Below are 20,638 nucleotides of genomic sequence, written 5' to 3' on the forward strand. Positions count from 1 at the left end.
GTTTGCAGGAGGTCTTTTTTTTAATCGGGATACTTCAAAATCAACATTGTAAACTTAGTCTTTACAAAAGATTAAGTTTACATCATCCAAGCATTTGGATATCCTTTTAATATAGATCTTTTTTTTGAACGCAGTTATTTTATTCGATTCATGTGATAAACTAAGGTGACGGTCTAGAAATTTGACCAGCTATTAACGACTCCAACATCATTATTATGAACAGTATCTCCTAACCATAGCTAGGTGTTAGATTACAGAAGAAGTTTGGGGGATTTCACTGAAAAAGGAGTTTTTTGATGAATGAAAGGAACCGCATATTAATCTTATATGCAAACTATGGTGAGGGCCATAAGATGGCTGCAAAAGCCATCGAAGCCAATCTTAAAATTCAATTGCCTGAGGCGGATATACGGACAGCTGATTTCCTTGGTGATACTTTTCCAATCAGCGACTGGATTATGCGCAAACTCTATCTGCAGACCTTTTCATGGGCAAAACCCATTTATAAACAACTTTATTATCGAACGAAGGATTTCACAGTCGATTCCTTTGCTTTTTCCATGCCTTCTTCCTTACTCACTTTAAAATTAGAGCAGTACATAGAAGATTTTAAACCGAGCCTGGTCATTAGTACCTTCCCTTCCATCACTGGGATATTGGCAAAAACTAAGGAAAAAGGCCGTTACAGATTTACTCTTTATTGCGTTCTCACCGATTATGTGGCTCATAGTCAATGGCTCTACCATTCCGTTGACCGATATTTCGTGCCAACGGAAGAACTTCGTGAGGATTTGATCCGGCGCGGAATTCCTGATGCCAATATTCAAACCACCGGGATTCCTGTCATGCCTAAGTTTGAAACACGTACTCAGAAATCCACGCTTTTAGAAAAGTGGGGATTATCTGAAAAAAGTCCCATTGTATTAATTTCGGCAGGAGCCTTTGGTGTCATTAATATCAAAAAAGCGTGTGAACAGCTGCTTGATGATTGCCCAGATGTTCAATTTCTTGTTGTTTGCGGGCGAAATGAAAAACTCTACCAGCAGCTCTCACAGTTGCCCAAGCTCATTACGATTCATTATACGGAGGACATGCATGAACTCATGCAGCTATCCGATTTATTTATTACAAAAGCTGGTGGATTGTCCATTTCTGAAGCTATTATGAGCGAGCTTCCCATGATTTTATTTAAATCGCAGCCTGGTCAGGAAACGGAGAATGTTAAATTTCTCATTCGACAAAGAGTAGCAAAAAGGGTAAAATCAACAGAGGAATTGTCTTCCGTTGTTTTGGGAATATTGAATGATAACAAGCTATGGACGAGAATGAAGACTAATATAAAAGAGTTGCGCAACACGATGATTCGCAATTTATCCCTGACTGATTGTGTGATTAAAGACCTTGGCCGAACTCCTAATGAGGTGGATGTAATTAGACTCCGTGAAAAAAGATTATATGAAATTTAATAAAAGCTTTAAAAGCTATATAATTATAGGGCTTGTGGTGATTGGGGTCGTCTTGTTTTTTTACTATGATCGCCATCACGCGATTTCACATGCGATTCAGTCCTATGGATCGACAGGGAGATTTGCAGCTATTTTAATGATGACATTAGTCTTTTTGACCCCCATACCATCTGAAGGGTTGCTCCTTATTTATTTTAACGTTTATGGCATCTTCTTAGGCTTGGTTTATGCGTGGATCAGTTATGTCATCAGTATTATTGTTCTATTTGTCATAGCACGCTATATTAGTACAAACTTTATACGCCGAACGATCAAATCCAGTCAATTCGAAACGGTTGATCGCTGGCTGAACAAGAAAGGGATTATCGGTCTGCTTATTGTGAGACTTCTCCCGATTCCTGCCTTTATTGTGAACTGTGTTATGGGGGCCATGCCTTCAGTCAATTTTTATAAATATTTTATTACGGCCATAATCGCGATTCTTCCTTACTATATCACCTCAAGCCTTTTATATTTTGGGTTTTCAACATCCAACCATTATGTTTTAATCATTGGATTTCCCATTTTGCTTGGCGGTTGGTGGCTAGGTGTTAAAATAAAGAAGATGAATCAGCAATAATTCAATTCCTTTACAGAACTAAAAGCTAATTAGAAGTTGAGTGAACTTTATGACTTTAAATAATGATCAAATGCTTTCAAATACACAAAGAGGAGATACCTGGTTCAAAAATCCAATTGCGATTGGAATTTTGCTGCTGATTATTTTGCCTCCTATTGGTGTTGTCTTTTTTATGGTAATGGGATGGATCACTCTCTTTAATCGATTGAGGTCCTTCAAACCGATTCCCATTAATATGGTTACGATCTTTTTCTTGGCGATCACGGTTTCTTCTACTGTTTCGCTTATTACAATTCCAAATCTAAGTACTCTTTTCTATATACCTGTTCCCTTAATGCTTTTGGGGTATTATGGAATCTATTTGCGCCTATTTGTTGAATTAGGGGATAAATGGGATACTTACTTCCGCTCTTATACCATTGCCATGATTGTCGGCGGATTATACATTTTTCTCTTCAGTCAGTTCTTAAGATTGACTCATTTAAAAATCTCTGCACCGTTCGATTATTTAACAGGGCGGGCACTGCTAGGGACACCCCCTACTCCAAGGTTATATGGATCGACCTTTAACCCTAATTTCGCTTCCTATCTTCTTTTGATGGTCGTGGGCTTCTCTTTTGCCTATTTAATGAAGGAAATAGAGAAGAGAAACATTTTGAAGATGAGTTTATTTATTACGCTTCTGATATTAAACGGCGTCGCCATTTTTGATACGGGATCACGCTCAGCTTTTATTGCAATGCTTGTTATCGTTGAATTATTTATCATCAAATTCAACTGGAAACTAGCTGGTCTTATTTTATTAGTTATTATTATTCGATTCCATTGGTTCCTTCATTTAATACCGAGAAACGGAATGATTGATCTAAGTTACAACGGTCGGCTTATTATCTGGAAGACAAGTCTCAAGATATTCCATATGCATCCTATTTTTGGAGTGTCACCTGCTGGATTCAGCGTCTTTTACCAAGAAATTGTCCATAAATATGTCCCCCATTCTCATGATATTTTTATTGCCTTTCTTGTGGAATATGGAATTGTTGGAGAGATTGCTTTTCTAAGTTTGGCAGCTATCATATTTAGTTTGTACTTCAAAATCCTATTTAAGGTAAATAGAACGAATTTGTTCCTGTCAGCCTGTTTTGTTCTGACACTGCCAATCATTATATTTACAGGGATCTTAGACCATCCTCTGTTCTCACCGCAAATCGCGATCCCGACGGTCATTCTCATTGCCTTCTTCCATCGATTTGCCTTAAAAACGACTCAGGGCATCTCTTAAGATATAACTTCAAACCAAACAAGGTGTTCACTCATGTGAACACCTTGTTTTTTAATTAGCGAATCATACCCTCTACCCGAGAGTAACAGGTCCTCTTAGGAAGAGTTTTTCCAAAGCTACATGCTGACATGTGATGCTTTTTTATGTCTAACCCCTACTGATTTCTTTCTCTTTTTTTTGGGCCTGAGAATTGATAGGCGGAGAATCTCCGGTTAATGGCTATTGAAGCGCTTAATAGAGAAATATAAGCGGAGTAATTCCGTTTAACGACACTAAATAAGACAAAATCCAAGGCTTTGGATCGACATAAACGGAAAAATTCCCCTTATTTTTAAGGAAATAGTCGTATTTCCCAATTTTAACGGAATATCTCCTTCTATTTTTCAAAGACTGTAAAATCAGCGAGACAAATGAAGATGAAAAGAAAGGGCATCGAATGAGATGCCCTTTCTTTTTAGTATCCGTGAACTTTTTAGGGAATGGTGGAATACTTCTTCTTTCACAACTCTCCCCATTAAGAGAGCTTTTACTTAAGACTGCTCCTGTTTCAGTTTTACGCTTTTATTTTCTTGTTAGACCTTCTTCTAACGATTAATGCCATTGTCCCAAATAGGGCAAGCAAAAGGCCTGATAGCACATAATTAGGATAGGGTGTTGATGTAACTGGCAAAGAGGAATGGCTACTCCCATTGGTCGCTCCTTTACTAGTAGAAGTTGTGGAGCTTCCTGAGGTTGCCTTTTTCGCAAAAACTCCGTATGTGGAGAAGTGCTTCACGTGTACGGTAATGGTTCCATTGGAAGCATTAACTGTTCCCTTTAGAAGCTCCCATTTTTGCGTCGTTTCATTGAAGTAATAAATCCCGACCTGATCAGCCGAATAGTGAGCCGCATCATACTTTAAGGTAAGCGTAAAATCACCCGTAAATAGCCTCCCATTTGGGTAAGCAAAGTCAAAGTGATAAACATCGCCTGCTAGTTCAAGTTCATTTGCCATTTTTACCTCTGAAGACTGCTGATCAAGCTTCTCAACCTTTACAGTTGTCCCCGCTGGTAAATTACTTGGCAAGATAACTTGGGCATTGGTTCCGCTAATTTTTAGGGTTTCTCCAGCTTTTACAGCCACTGCTGTTTCGCTACCTGGAGTAACCGTAACAGATTTGATGGTTCCACTGTTATCATTAGAGCCACCCTTATTAGGGCTACCGGAGTTGCCATTTCCGTTATCCGCACTGCCTCCGTTTCCAGAGCTGCCGCTGCCGTTATCCGTGCTGCCACCGTTTCCGGAGTTGCCATTTCCGTTATCCGCGCTGCCTCCGTTTCCAGTGTTGCCGCTGCCGTTATCCTTGCTCCCTCCGTTCCCAGTGTTGCCATTTCCGTTATCCGCGCTGCCACCGTTTCCAGAGTTGCCGCTGCCGTTATCGGTGCTCCCTCCGTTCCCAGTGTTACCGCCGCCGTTATCCGTGCTGCCACCGTTTCCGGAGTTGCCATTTCCGTTATCCGTGCTCCCTCCGTTTCCTGTGTTTCCGCTGCCGTTATCCGTGCTGCCGCCAGTTCCAGTACTAGCTGCTGTGATATCATCAGCTGAACGTGGTTTTAATAAATAGGCTCCATTAAATACAGAACCAACACCAGTTAGATCCAGCTTGTCGTCTTCTTTATACTTAGCAGTGAAATCTGTATAGTTGATGCCCGAACGACTGTCAACACGGACGCGAGTGGTTGTGTCACCATTTACTGCATCAAATTCAAACGTTCCATAGCTATCCGGTGTTCCTATGTTCTTAACCGTTACACCTTGGACCTTTAATAACTGACCTTGGTTATCGTCGTTTACTGTTTTGACAACTGTTGGTGATGGAATAGTTCCGTCTCCTTCATCGTGGGAATCAATTAAATTCGAAAGCTCTAATTCCCCATTATAAGGAGAAACCGTTCCGCTTAACTTTACCTTTTGACCAAGGTGGTAGTTGGATGTACTTTGATAAACGTAAATTCCACCTGTAGCATCTTGAAGGTAGAAACCTTCACCGCCCCAAATACCTGGCTTTGTCGTTACAACGCCGTCTACCGTAACCAATGTCCCGGACGCTGCTTTTCTAGCATCAGATATTGAAGATTGAGCCGGTACTGGCACTTGATAAGGATCAAGCGGTGTGACCTCAACATTGCCAACCGTCACATTTTCTGTTACTACCGCGTCACCATTTGACTTCAATCTTAATCTTGCATCACCTGTATAGCTTGGGTCCAACTCAACATCTAAATCAATATGGGCATTTCCTGCTGTATCAGCCGTCACAGAAAATTTATTCGAATAGCCATAACCGCTCGCCCAGTTTCCATCACTATCCTTAAATTTGGCGATTTGTGCACCGCCATCAGGATTATAGATGCCAACTTGCAGGTTATCAAGATTCTGACCTGCCGCTAAGTCTGTCACGTCTAATCTAATTTGAAAGGGTGCTTCGTTTGGCAGTGTGTCTTGGTGTTCGAAAGAAAACTTCGGATTTGATTGTACGGCTTTAGGTGATCCATATGAGCCTGCAGCGAAGGTAGATGGATCATACCATTTATAGCCAGCAATAGGATCTGACCATGGTTCTTTTTCAGGTTCAGTTGTTTTCGAAGGCGTCTCATCAACGGTTGCTGTATGCAGCAATGGCGTCGGTTGATCTAATTTGATTTTCCCTTGAAAACTTGTATAATCATCGTCTTCCTCTCCTAACCAATTCATAAGGTTGATTAAGAAAGTTGAATCATCACCTTCAGAAGTAAAACCAGGGTAATCTGATTTCGCTTTCCCTGTATCTTCACGAAGGTATTTGGGTGTACCACCTTCAACTGGTGATGAATCGCCGATAAATGCGGCTTTCCCTTCACCAACTTTAGCGATAGCGGCCATTGGACCTTCATCAACACCCCCGCCATTATATACCCCTTGATCAACGGCAAATGCTGATTTATCTGCTTCTGTTAACTTTGGCAAATACACCAAGCCCTTTGCCTTAGTTGGATCCGTTATAGCAAGTGTTGAACCATCGTGCATTTCAACAGACTTTACTCCATTATTGATGCCAAATGAATCGGCTTCAGGAGCAAAGGTTTCACCCGAAGTGACCGTTCCAATCGCATTTCCACGGAAGCGGACACCAAATGTATCAGATAACCAATCAGAGCTTGGCGCGACGTCCTTCATGGCACCAGAATTGGCTTCTTCTGTACTCATCCCTTTTGTCGGATCGTCAAAAGCACCACGCCTGAAACCATTATAAACTTCTCCAGAGTCCCAACGGTTTAAGTTACGATCTGAATTATAGTGGTCACCAATGAAGAAAATACTTCCGCCTTGTTCAACATACTCTTTCATAGCTTCTTGCTCTGAAGCTTTAAAAGGAATATTAGCTTCTCCCAACACAAAGACATCATATTGTTCTAATTTATCTAATGTAATAGCTGGTTGACTAAAGTCGATAGGCATTGGTCGGTCAAGTTCAGCAACCGTAAAGCCATCTGCTTTTAGTCCATTCGCAAAATCGGAGAATCCACCATCTGGAACCCAATCAGCAGCTCCAGCTGTCTCACCGTGCGTATTATCAAACAAGACCTTTTTGCCTGTACCATTTGGTAAAGGAGTTATCGGATCAGTAGGAGGGTTGTCTCCATCGCCAGCATCAGAAACGACTGTAATCGCATCGGTTCCAGCAGGTTTGATTTCAAAATCAGAACCATTTGGTGCGACAATTCCTGTCACATCAATTGTATCGTCGTTTTTAACCACATCTTTTGTTATTCCTGTACGATCATCAACGTATACACTGATTTTATCGGATCCCGAATTCGCGTTAAACGAGAAGGAACCATATGTATCGACATCAGCTAAGTCACTGACCTTTACATCGGATAAGGTAACAAGCTGACCTGGGTATTGGTTAGCTGTTGTTGGTGTGACTTCTACTGGAGCCGGAACAGAGGTTGTCCCGATTTTTTGTACATCTGTTGCTTTCAATTCGATCTCATTACTGAATGTAGACTTTGTCCCTGTGGCTGTTACTTTGTCTCCAGGAGTTAAATCTACTGAATCATTACTATCTTGATAGAGATAGATTCCACCAGTATCATCCTGTACGTAGACACTTTTTCCTCCAAATGCACCTGATTTTGTCGTGACCACGCCAGTAAATGTTGCTGTCGTATCATCTGCTAAGGCACGCACCTGAGCAATGGTTAACGTATCTGAGGTTGGATTGGATGGAGTGCTTGTGTCATCCACGAATGATATAGAAGATGGTGCTAATATACCTGGAAAGCTATTATAAGAACTAAAACTTCCTGTTACCTCAATCTTCTTCCCAATATTATCGGAATTAGTATGCAGTCCAAATTCAGACCTATCACTTGCCGTCTTCAATTGAACATCCATCATCTTGTTTAAATCAGTTTCATCCGGAGAATCAGCAATTAAGACGTTATAATCATTTGAAAACGCAGCACTGAAATTCGCCATTTTGGATCCTGTTGCATGAGCAACTATGTAGCCCTCAACAGTCCCGGTACTTCCATCATTTGCATTACTAGCCAGTGCTTCTGCTACCGTCATCGCACCATCCGTCGTTGCAGCTTGAGCTTGATTTCCAGCGATCAAGACAAGCGAGGAAAACGGAATAGCAATCATGATGGCAAGAAGCAATTTTAATAATCTCCCAATCTTCAACTCTTGCACCTCCCTATTATTTAGACAACGGAATAATAGAATAAAAGTTGTCCAACTATTAAGTTACATGAAATATTTTGGAATTAGTAGAGTTTTTACAGAATTTTAGTAAAAACTTCACAAAAAAATAATAATTGAGTAAATCCACTTACATACTCATTGACAATCTTGCCTATTAATCCGTCTTCAGGCGGAGCGCCCTATTTAAAGTTAGGGAGGAGTGAAGACGATTCCTTATTAAATTAGGAAAGACGCCTAATTAGTCGATTAGGCGTCTCTAATAAACGAGTTTCTTTTGGGTAATGTCAGATAACAAGAGCAATCGCATGGGCTATCACTCTTCATTTTTAGTATACGTAAGCTGTACCTACAATAATTAATAGAATAAACAATACAACGATGAGCGCGAAACCTGCGCCATAGCCATAACCACCGCCACAGTAAGCCATCTCGTACACCACCCTTCTGTCTTGATATTAAATTCTATGACCATGGGTTCGAAGAGGTAAGGGCTAAACGTCTAAAACCTAAAAAAAGAGTAAATCGTCCGCTAATTAATCGTTAAATGTGCTTACTCAGACCTTACTCTAATCTAGTTCGGATTTTCTTGATAAAAGCTTGAAAATCCTCAGCGCCGCTTACTCAGACCTTGCTCTAATCTAGTTCGGATTTTCTTTTAAAAGCTTGAAAATCCTCAGCGCCGCTTACTCAGACCTTACTCTTGTCTAGTTCGGATTTTCTTAATAAAAGCTTGAAAATCCTCAGCGCCGCTTACTCAGAGAAGCTTAAACTAGAGTCCTAAGGGAAACGCACACGTCTGATGATCCACTCGGGAAAATACTCCGTCAATTGCCAAGAATGCTTGAAGCCGTGCCCGCGGAAAAGCGACGTTTTCATTGCAAGTAATCCAAAAGTTCAGTTCTATAATCTCCAAAAAGAACAAAATCGCTAACGCCGCGACTCCCTTCTTCCCAAGTATAGATTTAACCTATGAGTTTTTCTCGGGCACTGTTTTTATGTTTAAACACTTAACAAAAATGGATGGTTGTCTAACCAATGTGGAAAATCGTCCCATTTTAACATAAGAAGCGTAACTAGGCTACGTTACTGGTCAACTTCCTGGGTAAAATGGGCCGTTCCGAGTTAAATAGAGAATGCTCGTTACGCCTAACGACTCAAATGGGCAATTGGGAGAGGGATAGCGTATCCTCGTTACGCTCAATCAAAATAGGCGTAACGGCATTCTCTTATTTCGGCATTCCAGCCCCGTTTAGCGGACGATAGCGTATTCTCGTTACGCTCAACCGAAATAAGCGTAACATCATTCCGTTATTTCGGCATTCCGGCCCGTTTAGCGGAGGATAGCGTATCCTCGTTACGCTCAATCAAAATAGGCGTAACGGCATTCCTTTATTTCGGCATTTCAGCCCCGTTTAGCGGCGGATAGCGTATTCTCGTTACGCTCAACTGAAATAGGCGTAACGGCATTCCTTTATTTCGGCATTTCAGCCCCGTTTAGCGGCGGATAGCGTATTCTCGTTACGCTCAACTGAAATAGGCGTAACGGCATTCCTTTATTTCGGCATTTCAGCCCCGTTTAGCGGCGGATAGCGTATTCTCGTTACGCTCAATCAAAATAGGCGTAACGGCATTCCTTTATTTCGGCATTTCAGCCCCGTTTAGCGGCGGATAGCGTATTCTCGTTACGCTCAATCAAAATAGGCGTAACGGCATTCCTTTATTTCCACATTCCGGCCCATTTCGCGGAGGTTAGCGTATCCTCGTTACGCTCTACCGAAATAGGCGTAACGGCATTCTCTTATTTCCGCATTCCGGCCCCGTTTAGCGGAGGTTAACGTATCCTCGTTACACTCAATCAAAATAGGCGTAACGGCATTCCCTTATTTCGGCATTTCAGCCCCGTTTAGCGGACGATAGCGTATTCTCGTTACGCTCAACCGAAATAAGCGTAACATCATTCCGTTATTTCGGCATTCCGGCCCGTTTAGCGGAGGATAGCGTATCCTCGTTACGCTCAATCAAAATAGGCGTAACGGCATTCCTTTATTTCGGCATTTCAGCCCCGTTTAGCGGCGGATAGCGTATTCTCGTTACGCTCAACTGAAATAGGCGTAACGGCATTCCTTTATTTCGGCATTTCAGCCCCGTTTAGCGGCGGATAGCTTATTCTCGTTACGCTCAATCAAAATAGGCGTAACGGCATTCTCTTATTTCGGCATTTCAGCCCCGTTTAGCGGCGGATAGCTTATTCTCGTTACGCTCTACCGAAATAGGCGTAACGGCATTCCTTTATTTCGGCATTTCAGCCCCGTTTAGCGGCGGATAGCTTATTCTCGTTACGCTCAACCGAAATAGGCGTAACGTCATTCCTTTATTTCGGCATTCCAGCCCCATTTAGCGGAGGATAACGTATTCTGGTTACGCCTAATCGTTTTACGTGTAACGACGATTCCCTCGCTTTGCGCAGACGTATTGCCGTGCCCGCGCAAAGCGAGGTTATTTTCGCACAAAAAACGACGTTTCAATGTCGATGTATCCACAAGTCGAGAATTTTATAATTTCTAAAACAACAAAAAAGTGGTGTCAGCTCTATGTGTAGAGTCTGACACCACTTAACTATTTAGTATTGCTTAATTTTTCCAATCAGCGGCAAATTTTTCAATGCCTTGATCGGTTAAAGGATGCTTGGATAATTGTTCAATGACTTTAAATGGAATAGTGGCAATATGAGCACCCGCTAAAGCCACTCGAGTAACATGGTCAGGATGACGAACAGAAGCCGCAATGATTTGTGTATCTAAATCGTGAATAGCGAACAATTCAGCTATACGCGTAACCAGTTGAACGCCATCTTCACTAATATCATCCAGGCGGCCTAGGAATGGGGAAACATATGTAGCACCTGCGCGAGCTGCCAATAAAGCTTGGTTAACACTGAAAATTAGCGTAACATTCGTTTTAACGCCTTTTTTTGTGAGGTAACGGCAAGCCTCTAAACCTGCTAAAGTCATTGGAAGCTTGATGGTAATTTTAGAATCGCCACCATTAATTTTAATTAGTTCATTAGCTTCAGCAATCATTTGCTCGGCTGTAACAGCATGAGGTGTGACTTCAGCTGAAACAGACTCCACCTCAGGAACAGCATTTAGAATTTCTTCAATACGATCCTCAAACTTGACGCCTTCTTTAGCGACTAGAGATGGATTGGTTGTTACACCAGATAAAACACCAATCTTATAAGCCTTTTTAATATCGTCTAAATTTGCTGTGTCAATAAAAAATTTCATGTTTCTACCCCTCCATATTTAATAAATCTCTTATTCAACTAGCATAGACGTCTTTTGAATCATGAACCATTCAAAAAACGCCTGCTAATTCTTAAGCTTTTAATCAGAAGCCTAAATTTATATTAAAATAGCTTTGATTAACGATTTTTTACTAATTGGACAATCGTTTCTGGTGTAAAGCCAAAATGCTTCATAACAGCTCCACCGTTTCCGGAAGCCCCAAACGTATCGATAGAAAGGATTTTCCCTTCAGCGCCAGCATATCGATCCCAGCCTAATGAAACGCCCATTTCAACCGCCACGCGATTCTTAACGGATGCAGGAAGGACTGACTCCTTATACTCCGCGGATTGCTTATTAAATAATTCCCAGCTTGGCATAGCTACTAAACGGACAGACGTATTGTCTTTTTCGAGCTCTGCTTTCGCTTTTGATGCTAAGGCAACTTCAGAGCCTGTAGCGATTAAAATAACATCCGGATTAGAATTCGTTTCAGATAAAACATAAGCTCCTTTAGAAACCTTATCTAAGTTAGCCTTTGTTTCATTGAAAACAGGAAGATTTTGACGGCTCAATACGAGTACAACAGGACCTTCTGTTTGTTGCAAAGCGTAAGCCCAAGCACTTGCAGTCTCATTAGCATCCGTTGGTCGAATGACGGTTAATCCAGGAATCGCACGAAGCGCCGCCAAATGTTCAACTGGCTCATGCGTCGGTCCATCCTCACCTACGGCAATAGAATCATGCGTAAAGACATAGGTTACTGGAAGCTTGGATAAAGCTGCCAACCGAATGGAAGGACGTAAGTAATCATTAAATACAAAGAACGTGCTGACAAAAGGCTTAAGGCCGCCATGATAAGCCATTCCATTTGCTGCTGCTCCCATCGCATGCTCACGAACACCGAAATACACATTACGTGCTGCATAGGATTCAACCGCGAAGATTTGTTCACCTTCAATTTCAGTCATCGTGGAGTGTGAAAGGTCTGCACTTCCTCCGAAAATAGCTGGAACTGATTTCACAAAATGATTAATGGCTTTACCGCTCGCAACACGAGTTGAAACCTCTTTATCAGGATCGAAAGTTAAAATGTCGTTAGCTTCAATAAGAACCGTTCCATCAATCGCTTTGCTTAATTGATCCGCTAATTCTGGGTAAGCTTGCTTATAGGCATCAAAGGCTTGATTCCAAGATTTTTCAGCCTCGACCCCTTTTGCCTTCAACTGTTCAAAATGAGCTTTGACTTCTTCAGGAACATAGAAGTCCTCTTCGTAAAGCCAATCATAAGCTTTCTTGGTTGCTTTGGCTTCTTCAGCGCCAAGAGGAGCACCGTGTGCTTTATTCGTTCCGGCTACTTTTGGACTGCCAAAACCAATTATGGTTCTAACTTCAATAATAGTTGGCTGGTCTGAGTTGGCTTTAGCTTCTTCAATAGCCTTTGTGATCGCGCCAATATCATTGCCATCTTCCACTTTTAAATACTGCCAATGAGCGGATTGAGCTCTCTTCTCAATATCTTCTGAGAAAGAAACATTGAGTTCTCCATCTAATGAAATATCGTTGGAATCATAAAGAACGACGAGCTTGCCTAACTTCATATGACCGGCCATGGACATAGCTTCATAAGAGATGCCCTCCATGAGATCCCCATCACCTACTATCGCATAAGTAAAGTGATCAATAACCGAATGCCCATCTTTGTTAAATTTGGCAGCGAGGTGAGCTTCTGCCATAGCCATACCGACCGCATTGGCAATACCTTGGCCTAGAGGCCCGGTTGTCGCTTCAACACCTGGTGTATGTCCGAATTCTGGATGTCCTGGTGTCAAGCTGTCTAGTTGGCGGAAATTTTTCAAATCATCAATCGATACATTATAACCAGCTAAGTGAAGCAGGCTATAAAGCAATGTCGAGCCATGACCGGCAGATAGAACAAAGCGGTCACGGTTAAACCATTTCGGGTTAGCTGGATTGTGTGCCATGTGGTTGGCCCATAGAGCATAAGCCATTGGCGCTGCTCCCATAGGAAGGCCAGGGTGACCAGAGTTTGCCGCATTTATCGCATCTATTGCTAATGTCCGAATGGTTGTTACGGCTAATTTTTCAACGTCTTGTGTTGTTTGTATTGCCATAGTTTTTCCTCTCCTTCATTTCTATTAAACTTTTATGTAAGTTCCAAAGACCATCATACCATATACTTATATAAAATATTTAAGTTCGAAATTTTCTTTAGAATAGTAGTCAAGTCTCTTTTCAATGAAATCATATCACGGTATACTTACTTTGTCTAACAACCACACTAAGTAAACTAACCATTTTCTGAATAATTATTTTTAATCATCAACTTAATTTTACCCCTTTCTTCTTGCCTTTTCTACAAACAACCAGTTATTTTACAAGTGTAGTTAGATGACTTAACTTATTACATGGACTTTATTAATCTCTGAGTCTTCTTAACTCATCTCCAACGTCTCACGGGTGCAGACATTTTATTTTTTATCAAAAATTACCAGAAGGGATTTTGTACATGAAAACTAAAAAGGTCCTGTTTAATGACCGATGGCAATTTGCCAAGAGCCCCCTTGAAGTAACCGATCCAACTCACTTAACCTTTCAACCGATTGATCTTCCGCATGATTGGTTGATTGCTGATTCACTGAATTTATACGAAAACAGCATTGGCTGGTATAAAAAAACATTTCACTGTTCTGAAAAAGCCGATCACCTTTTACTCAACTTTGATGGCGTTTACATGGATTCTACCCTTTATGTTAATCAGCAATTAATCGGTGAATGGAAATATGGCTACTCCTCATTTGAACATGAAATCACAGACGCCGTGGTCATAGGCGAAAATGAAATTCTTGTTAAAGTCGTCCACCAAAGTCCAAATAGCCGCTGGTATTCAGGGGCTGGCATTTATCGCAATGTCTGGCTTAAAGAACGAAACAAAACCCATATTAAAACAGACGGGATTTACATAAGCCTAAACCAAAGCGAGAACAACTGGACAATCGAGGTCGAGACGGATCTATCCGTTTCAGAAGACGTGAAGCTCTCTCATCAGATCTTTTATAAGGAGAACTTGATCACGACCGTTTCAAACACACTTACAGCTGCCCCTCATTTTGAAAGCGATGTCTTAGATCGGCAGATGATTCAAATCAAGGACCCGCACCTTTGGAGCCCTGACTTTCCCAATCTTTATCAACTTGTTACACGACTAGAACCGATTACCGAAGAATCACAAATGTCAAAAATGGAAGCGCTTGAAGGCTTAACCCAGAACATCGGCTTTAGAACGATTCAATTAGATCCGAATGAAGGCTTTATATTGAATGGAAATAAACTCAAATTGAATGGCGTTTGTGAGCATCATGATTTAGGTGCCTTAGGGGCTGCTTTTAATAAAACAGCTTTAAAGAGGCGGCTTTCCCTGTTAAAAGAAATGGGTGTTAATGCGATCCGAACCGCCCATAATATGCCAGCGCCAGAGTTAATGGACTTAGCCGATGAAATGGGATTTGTCATCGTCTCGGAAGCCTTTGATATGTGGGAGCGTCCAAAGACCACTTATGACTATGCCAGATTTTTTAAAGAATGGGCAAAGACTGATGTCAAAAGCTGGGTCATGCGTGATCGAAACCATCCGAGCTTAGGTTTGTGGAGTATCGGCAATGAAATCTATGATACACATGCCGATGACCGCGGCCTCGCCATCGCCAAAATGCTTATGGAGGAAGTCCGAAAATATGATCCTAAAGAAAATGCACGGGTAACCATTGGCTCCAACTATATGCCATGGGAGAATGCCCAAAAGGTTGCGGATCTCGTCAAAGTAGCCGGCTATAATTATGCAGAAAAGTATTATCACACGCATCATACCGAGCATCCCGACTGGATCATTTACGGCAGTGAAACAGCCTCAGTTGTGCAAAGCCGCGGCATTTACCACTTCCCATATGATGCTTCCATTCTGGCTGATGATGATGAACAATGTTCAGCACTTGGAAACAGTTCTACAAGTTGGGGAGCCAAGTCAGCTGAAGCTTGCATTCTAGCAGAGCGAGAGACTCCCTTTTCTCTCGGTCAATTTATTTGGACGGGATTCGATTATATTGGAGAACCGACCCCCTACCATACAAAAAACGCTTATTTCGGACAATTGGATACTGCCACTTTCAAAAAAGATTCTTTTTATATCTATCAAGCGGCATGGACCGATTACAAGACGCACCCAATGGTCCATATCTTTCCATACTGGGATTTCAGCCCTGGACAAATGATCGATGTTCGCGTCGCTTCAAATGCCCCTCGCATTGAACTCTTGGTAAATGGGGAAAGTGTTGGCACTCATGATATTGATCATGAAAACGGTACACAACTTGTCGGTTGGTGGAAGATCCCTTATACACACGGAGAATTAAAAGCCATTGCTTATGATGAGACGGGTCGGGTTATTGCAACAGATGTCCAGCATTCATTTGGCAATCAAAGCTCGATCTGCTTAACCCCAGATAAGGACGAGTTAACAGCCAATGGGACCGATTTAATGTTTGTTGAGATCGCGATAAAGGATGCGAGTGGCCATATGGTGGCAAACGCGACCAACCGTGTACATGTTCAGGTAACCGGTGCAGGACGATTAGTAGGGCTTGATAACGGTGACAGTACCGACTATGACTCTTATAAGGGGCTAAGCAGGCGCTTGTTCAGCGGCAAGCTCATGGCCATTATCGCTTCCACCTTAGAACCAGGAACCATAAAGTTAGAAGTATCATCAAAAGGCTTAGAAACGGTCACAGCCGACTATACGGCTGTTCCAAGTCAAGAGAGCCTTCAAGGGGTTTCTGCTCAGATGAAGAATAGTGACTCACCTATTCTTTTAGGAAGCCTTGACGAGCTTCCATTGCGGAAAATTGAATTGATCAGTGAGTCTGGACAGCTTTTTAATGAAGAGACTAAAGAAATGATGGTCCGGGCAAAACTTTATCCTGAAGAGGCAAGCTACCAAGAGGTTCAATGGAGTGTCGTTAACGAAACTGGGATTGAATCTAACATGGCGAAGATAGAGGCCTGTGGACATGAAGCGAAGGTGACCGCTCTAGGCGATGGCGAATTTCGCGTCCGTTGTACAAGTAAAAACGGCGGGGAAAAAGTGCGTTTGATCTCTCAGCTTGAATTTAAGGCAACGGGTCTTGGAACGGCCTTCAAGAACCCTTATGAATTTATTTCGGCAGGGCTTTATGATTACAGCAAAGGTGAGCTTGGAAATGGGAATGAACGCGGTGTGGCTACAAGCCGAGATGGCGAAACGCAAGTCGGATTTCGTGGCATCGATTTTGGTTCATATGGCTCTGACACGATCACCCTTCCGATATTTGCTTTATCTGGTGACGAGTATCCTATACAGATTTGGGAAGGCATGCCGGATGAACCCGAAAGTGTCTTCTTGGGTGAATTTATTTATCAAAAAGAATCCAAATGGAATGTCTACCAAGCAGAAACCTATCAGTTGCCAAAAAGGTTAAAAGGAATCACTTCTATTTGTTTTGTTCTTCACCAAAAGGTTCATATAAAAGGCTTCTCTTTTGAAAAACAAACACGTGCCTTTGAACAAAATTCCGCTCGTGATTGCGATTCGATCTATGGAGATTCATTTGTCTTAACGGACAACTGTGTTGAAAACATAGGAAATAACGTCTCATTAGTGTTCGACCACATGGACTTTGCTCAAAACGGTGCATCAAAAATTAGGATTTATGGGAGAACTCCTCTTCCTAACAACACGATTCATATCCGATTCGAGAATCAAAATGGAGAGAGCAATCAAATCGTCGAATTCCGGCAATCCGAAAGCTATGAAGAACAGGTGTTTAACTTAGACACGATTACGGGAGAGCAGAAAGTCACCTTTATCTTTCTTCCCGGCAGCCAGTTTGATTTTGGCTGGTTCCGGTTTGAGCATTAAACGGATAATGGACAAGGACAAATCAATCAAGCGTTAATAAGCTGAAAGCACCTCTTCTATAACCTGTATATAACAGGCTAATAAGAAAAGGTGCTCTTTAAGTAGATTTATATGAGTTGAAAGGCAGACTCTGTCGGAATAAAGTGAACAGGGATTGATGGCCACTCTTCCTTGATTGTTCTGGCGAGGCCTTTCATTCCAGGCTCTTCACTCTCAGCATGCCCCACTATTAATAAAGCCTTATGATCGCCTTGGCTAATCGCATCTCGGACATACTCCGGAGTTTCCCATTCTGGTCCTTCTCCATATAAGACTAAATCGAGATGATACTTTTCAAAAAGAGGGATCGCCGTTTCCCCTCCGCCTCGATACCCAACAAGCAAACCGACTCGAGAACAAGGCATGGATAAATTGCCTACACATCGTATATATTCGATACCCAATTTGTTTTTCACGTATTTTCCAACTTCTTGAACTGTCATTTCTGGAATTGATAAAATAGTCGCAACCGGTTGATGTTCCTCGACATAGTTGTCCCATTCTAACGCTTCCACTAACCCATTCGTAATTCCATCCGGCTGAAAACGGTGGATATAATCATGTAACCGAAAGATCGCAATCCCTGAGTCGTTGATTAGTTTTTGCTTCTTGTCATATACCCGATTGAAATCAGAGGCCAATTTGTCCCAGTGACTGAAAAAGACACCTTCGTGAGTAATAAGCAGATTGGCACCGATCTCCACTGCTTTTTGGATGACCTCATAAGTAGGCATGAAGCTTACCGCTATCCCTGTCACAAGAGTCTCAAGTGCCCCCGCCTTAAGAGTATCCACCGTTTTTTCAAGCGCTCCAACGGGTTTGGTTAGAAAGTTGATGACATCCTCTACTCTAATTTCCATTCGTCCATCCCCCAAATTTATCTGGAAAGGCTTAACAGTTCACTTACCGTCACCAATTGATAGCCCGCTTTTGTCAGATCTCTTACAAGTAAGCGAACGGCTTCAATCGTTTGTGAACGATCCCCATACCCATCATGAAAAATGAGAATGCTGCCGTTCTGAACATGCTTTCGCGATGCTGTATAAATATGATCGACACCAGGCTGCTCCCAATCGGTTGCCTCCATGTTTAAGGCTCCGATCGCTTCATAATCAAACTGATGTACGACTGACTGAACGATCTCGTTAAAGGCAAGATACGGCGGTCTCATGATCGCTGGTTTCCTCCCCGTTAATGTTTCAATCAGCTTCTCATTCTGCCCAAGCTCTCGTTGAATGGCCGCTTCGTCGATTTCCGTCAAATTGGCATGAGTGTAACTATGATTGCCGATTTCATGCCCTTTTTCTGAGATAGTTTTGACAAGCTCAGGCTCTTTAACCATTTGTTCGCCAATCATAAAAAAAGTGGCCTTTCCAGACACCTCATCAAATATCTCCAACACTTGCGGGGTGTATATGGGATTAGGACCGTCATCAAAGGTAATCGCTACCGCCAATTCATCTGTATCGATTTTTGCAAGCGTGCTTTTAGATGCCAAGTTGATCCCTCCTACTTTTATAAAAAGCCTTAAATGGAGTCATTAAGAAAAGGAATGAGCGACTCATTCCTTTTTTTTAAGATGATTGATTCTTTCTTTTTGATCAACATGAAACTCGATGACATTGCCGTCTGGGTCGGTACAAAAAATTTGTGCAAAACCGCTCTGGCTAAAGGGCTTTTCAAGGACCGCCACGTTTTTTTCCTTCAAGTAACGAAGTGTCTCGTCATAGTCCTTTACTCGAATGGCAAAGTGACCGTCTTTCGTATCAATCGAAGAAGTGCTTCTTAAAGTCTTCGCTTCCGGATAAACGATCAAGTGAAGCTGTTGCTCACCGACTTGATACCAGGCACCCGGAAAGTCAAAATCTGGCCGCTTTAATTCAGGGAAGCCTAGGATATCTCCATAAAAATGCTTTGCTTTATCAAGGTCCGTTATCGCTATGCTCACATGATGAAAAGCCTTAATTTGAATCAATTCCGATTCTTCCTTTCACTTGACTTTCGTGATCTCGTCAGCCGATTCTATTTTAATAGCTTGATTTTCGGCTATGATACAGAGCTCTGCTGCCTTGAAGGCATGCTCTTGAGTCCTAGCCTTTTCAGTCCCGTTTAAACAGTCTAAAATAAATTCACGAAAGAATGGATAGCCTACTTTTCCAGTCAGTTCAAAATGCTTTTCTCCTTGGTGGTTAACGCTTGTGTCCCCATATACCTCATCGTTTAGATCATGTGACAGTGCTTGCTGTTTTGATTTTTCAGGATAGACAAGTTCGACAGTCATTCGGAAATTGTTGATACGCCTTTTAAATGGGCATTTGAGATAGAACCAGATCCAATAATTCCTATAGTTATCATGGTTACACCTCCTCCGAGATGCTTTCCCGTTTTAAACGCCTGAATAAGCCATAAACCCGCCGTCAACAGGAACACTGATCCCCGTCACAAAACCGCTCGTTCCGTCATCCACAAGCCAAAGAAGGGTTCCAAGCAAATCCTCTGGACTGCCTAGACGTCTCATCGGCGTATGGGAGAGAATCTTTTTGGTTCGATCCGTATAGGACCCGTCCGAATTTGTTAATAGATTTCGGTTTTGCTCCGTCAAAAAGAAACCCGGTGCAATCGCATTGACGCGGATGCCTGCTTCTGCGAAATGAACCGCCAACCATTTCGTAAAATTCTCGATAGCCGATTTAGCTGCACTATAGGCTGGAACCTTTGTCATGGGGCTTGGTGCACTCATAGATGAGATATTAATAATGGATCCCTTTTGCTGAATGAGCTCCTGCCCAAAGACTTGGCTCGGAATAAAGGTCCCAATAAAATTTAAGTTAAAAACGAAGTCAAAGCCTTCTGGTTTCAAATCAAAGAAGCTCACAATATCAGCTTGATTAAGGTCCTCTTTTTCAAAAATTTCCTTAGTTGTAATGCCATCCGGGTGATTCCCGCCTGCCCCATTGATGAGAAGGTCACATCGTCCATAATGGTCCAAAACTTTTTCCTTCGCTTTTTGAACACTTTCCACACTCAACACATTGCATTCAACAGCCAAAGCATCCCCGCCATTTTCGACAATCTCACGGGCTACCTTATCACCTTTCTCAAACGTACGATTCAAAATCGCAACCTTCATCCCTTGACGCCCGAGCTCTTTTGCCATACAGCCGCAGAGAACACCGCCTCCGCCTGTCACAACCGCAACTTTCCCTTTTAACTGATCATGTATAGGTAACATGTCATCC

General features: G+C 42.1%; 13 protein-coding genes and 1 pseudogene. 5 read left to right on the forward strand and 9 right to left on the reverse strand.

Annotated elements, in window-relative coordinates:
* The first annotated feature begins 296 nt into the window (after positions 1 to 296).
* Genes PU629_RS17250 through PU629_RS17260 form a run of 3 tightly spaced genes read left to right on the forward strand, consistent with a single transcriptional unit; the run spans position 297 to position 3,367 of the window.
* Positions 297 to 1,466, forward strand: coding sequence for an MGDG synthase family glycosyltransferase (locus tag PU629_RS17250; protein ID WP_275281276.1), 1,170 nt, complete (start codon positions 297 to 299; stop codon positions 1,464 to 1,466).
* Positions 1,441 to 2,085 (forward strand): TVP38/TMEM64 family protein, encoded by a 645-nt coding sequence (locus PU629_RS17255; RefSeq protein ID WP_275281277.1) that lies wholly within the window; start codon positions 1,441 to 1,443, stop codon positions 2,083 to 2,085. The genes PU629_RS17250 and PU629_RS17255 overlap by 26 nt, the downstream gene beginning before the upstream one ends.
* Before the next feature lie 49 nt (positions 2,086 to 2,134).
* Positions 2,135 to 3,367 (forward strand): O-antigen ligase family protein, encoded by a 1,233-nt coding sequence (locus tag PU629_RS17260; protein ID WP_275281278.1) that lies wholly within the window; start codon positions 2,135 to 2,137, stop codon positions 3,365 to 3,367.
* 553 nt (positions 3,368 to 3,920) lie between these two features.
* Here the strand turns inward: PU629_RS17260 and PU629_RS17265 are convergent.
* Entirely contained in the window at positions 3,921 to 8,078 is a 4,158-nt protein-coding gene (locus PU629_RS17265) for a DUF6359 domain-containing protein (RefSeq protein WP_275281279.1), read from the reverse strand.
* A 347-nt stretch (positions 8,079 to 8,425) separates the two neighbouring features.
* Entirely contained in the window at positions 8,426 to 8,527 is a 102-nt protein-coding gene (locus tag PU629_RS17270) for a YjcZ family sporulation protein (RefSeq protein ID WP_275281280.1), read from the reverse strand.
* A gap of 679 nt (positions 8,528 to 9,206) precedes the next feature.
* Between PU629_RS17270 and PU629_RS17275 the strand changes: the two genes are divergently transcribed.
* Positions 9,207 to 9,362, forward strand: coding sequence for a hypothetical protein (locus PU629_RS17275; protein ID WP_275281281.1), 156 nt, complete (start codon positions 9,207 to 9,209; stop codon positions 9,360 to 9,362).
* A gap of 1,367 nt (positions 9,363 to 10,729) precedes the next feature.
* Here the strand turns inward: PU629_RS17275 and fsa are convergent.
* Both fsa and tkt read right to left on the reverse strand, forming a co-directional pair.
* Positions 10,730 to 11,386 (reverse strand): fructose-6-phosphate aldolase, encoded by a 657-nt coding sequence (fsa, locus tag PU629_RS17280; RefSeq protein WP_275281282.1) that lies wholly within the window; start codon positions 11,384 to 11,386, stop codon positions 10,730 to 10,732.
* Positions 11,387 to 11,523: 137 nt separating this feature from the next.
* A complete protein-coding gene (gene tkt / locus PU629_RS17285) occupies positions 11,524 to 13,521 on the reverse strand; it encodes a transketolase (RefSeq protein WP_275281283.1) in 1,998 nt (665 codons plus the stop codon).
* A 395-nt stretch (positions 13,522 to 13,916) separates the two neighbouring features.
* Here tkt and PU629_RS17290 point away from each other — a divergent pair, with 395 nt between their 5' ends.
* On the forward strand, positions 13,917 to 17,360 hold the full coding sequence (locus PU629_RS17290) for a glycoside hydrolase family 2 TIM barrel-domain containing protein (protein ID WP_275281284.1): 3,444 nt from the start codon (positions 13,917 to 13,919) through the stop codon (positions 17,358 to 17,360).
* Between the two features lie 107 nt (positions 17,361 to 17,467).
* On the opposite strand, the gene PU629_RS17295 is transcribed toward PU629_RS17290, so the two are convergent.
* The 5 genes and pseudogenes from PU629_RS17295 to PU629_RS17315 form a co-directional block, all read right to left on the reverse strand.
* Entirely contained in the window at positions 17,468 to 18,259 is a 792-nt protein-coding gene (locus tag PU629_RS17295) for a Nif3-like dinuclear metal center hexameric protein (RefSeq protein ID WP_275281285.1), read from the reverse strand.
* 17 nt (positions 18,260 to 18,276) lie between these two features.
* Entirely contained in the window at positions 18,277 to 18,897 is a 621-nt protein-coding gene (locus PU629_RS17300; protein WP_275281286.1) for a polysaccharide deacetylase family protein, read from the reverse strand.
* Positions 18,898 to 18,960: 63 nt separating this feature from the next.
* The gene (locus PU629_RS17305) at positions 18,961 to 19,374 is read right to left on the reverse strand and encodes a VOC family protein (protein WP_275281287.1); all 414 of its coding nucleotides are present in this window, start codon (positions 19,372 to 19,374) and stop codon (positions 18,961 to 18,963) included.
* Between the two features lie 15 nt (positions 19,375 to 19,389).
* Positions 19,390 to 19,593, reverse strand: a pseudogene (locus PU629_RS17310) (Gfo/Idh/MocA family protein); the annotation flags it as partial.
* 192 nt (positions 19,594 to 19,785) lie between these two features.
* Positions 19,786 to 20,631, reverse strand: coding sequence for an SDR family oxidoreductase (locus tag PU629_RS17315; RefSeq protein WP_275281288.1), 846 nt, complete (start codon positions 20,629 to 20,631; stop codon positions 19,786 to 19,788).
* Between the last annotated feature and the right edge of the window lie 7 nt (positions 20,632 to 20,638).

Source organism: Pullulanibacillus sp. KACC 23026 (assembly GCF_029094525.1).
Lineage (GTDB): Bacteria > Bacillota > Bacilli > Bacillales > Sporolactobacillaceae > KACC-23026.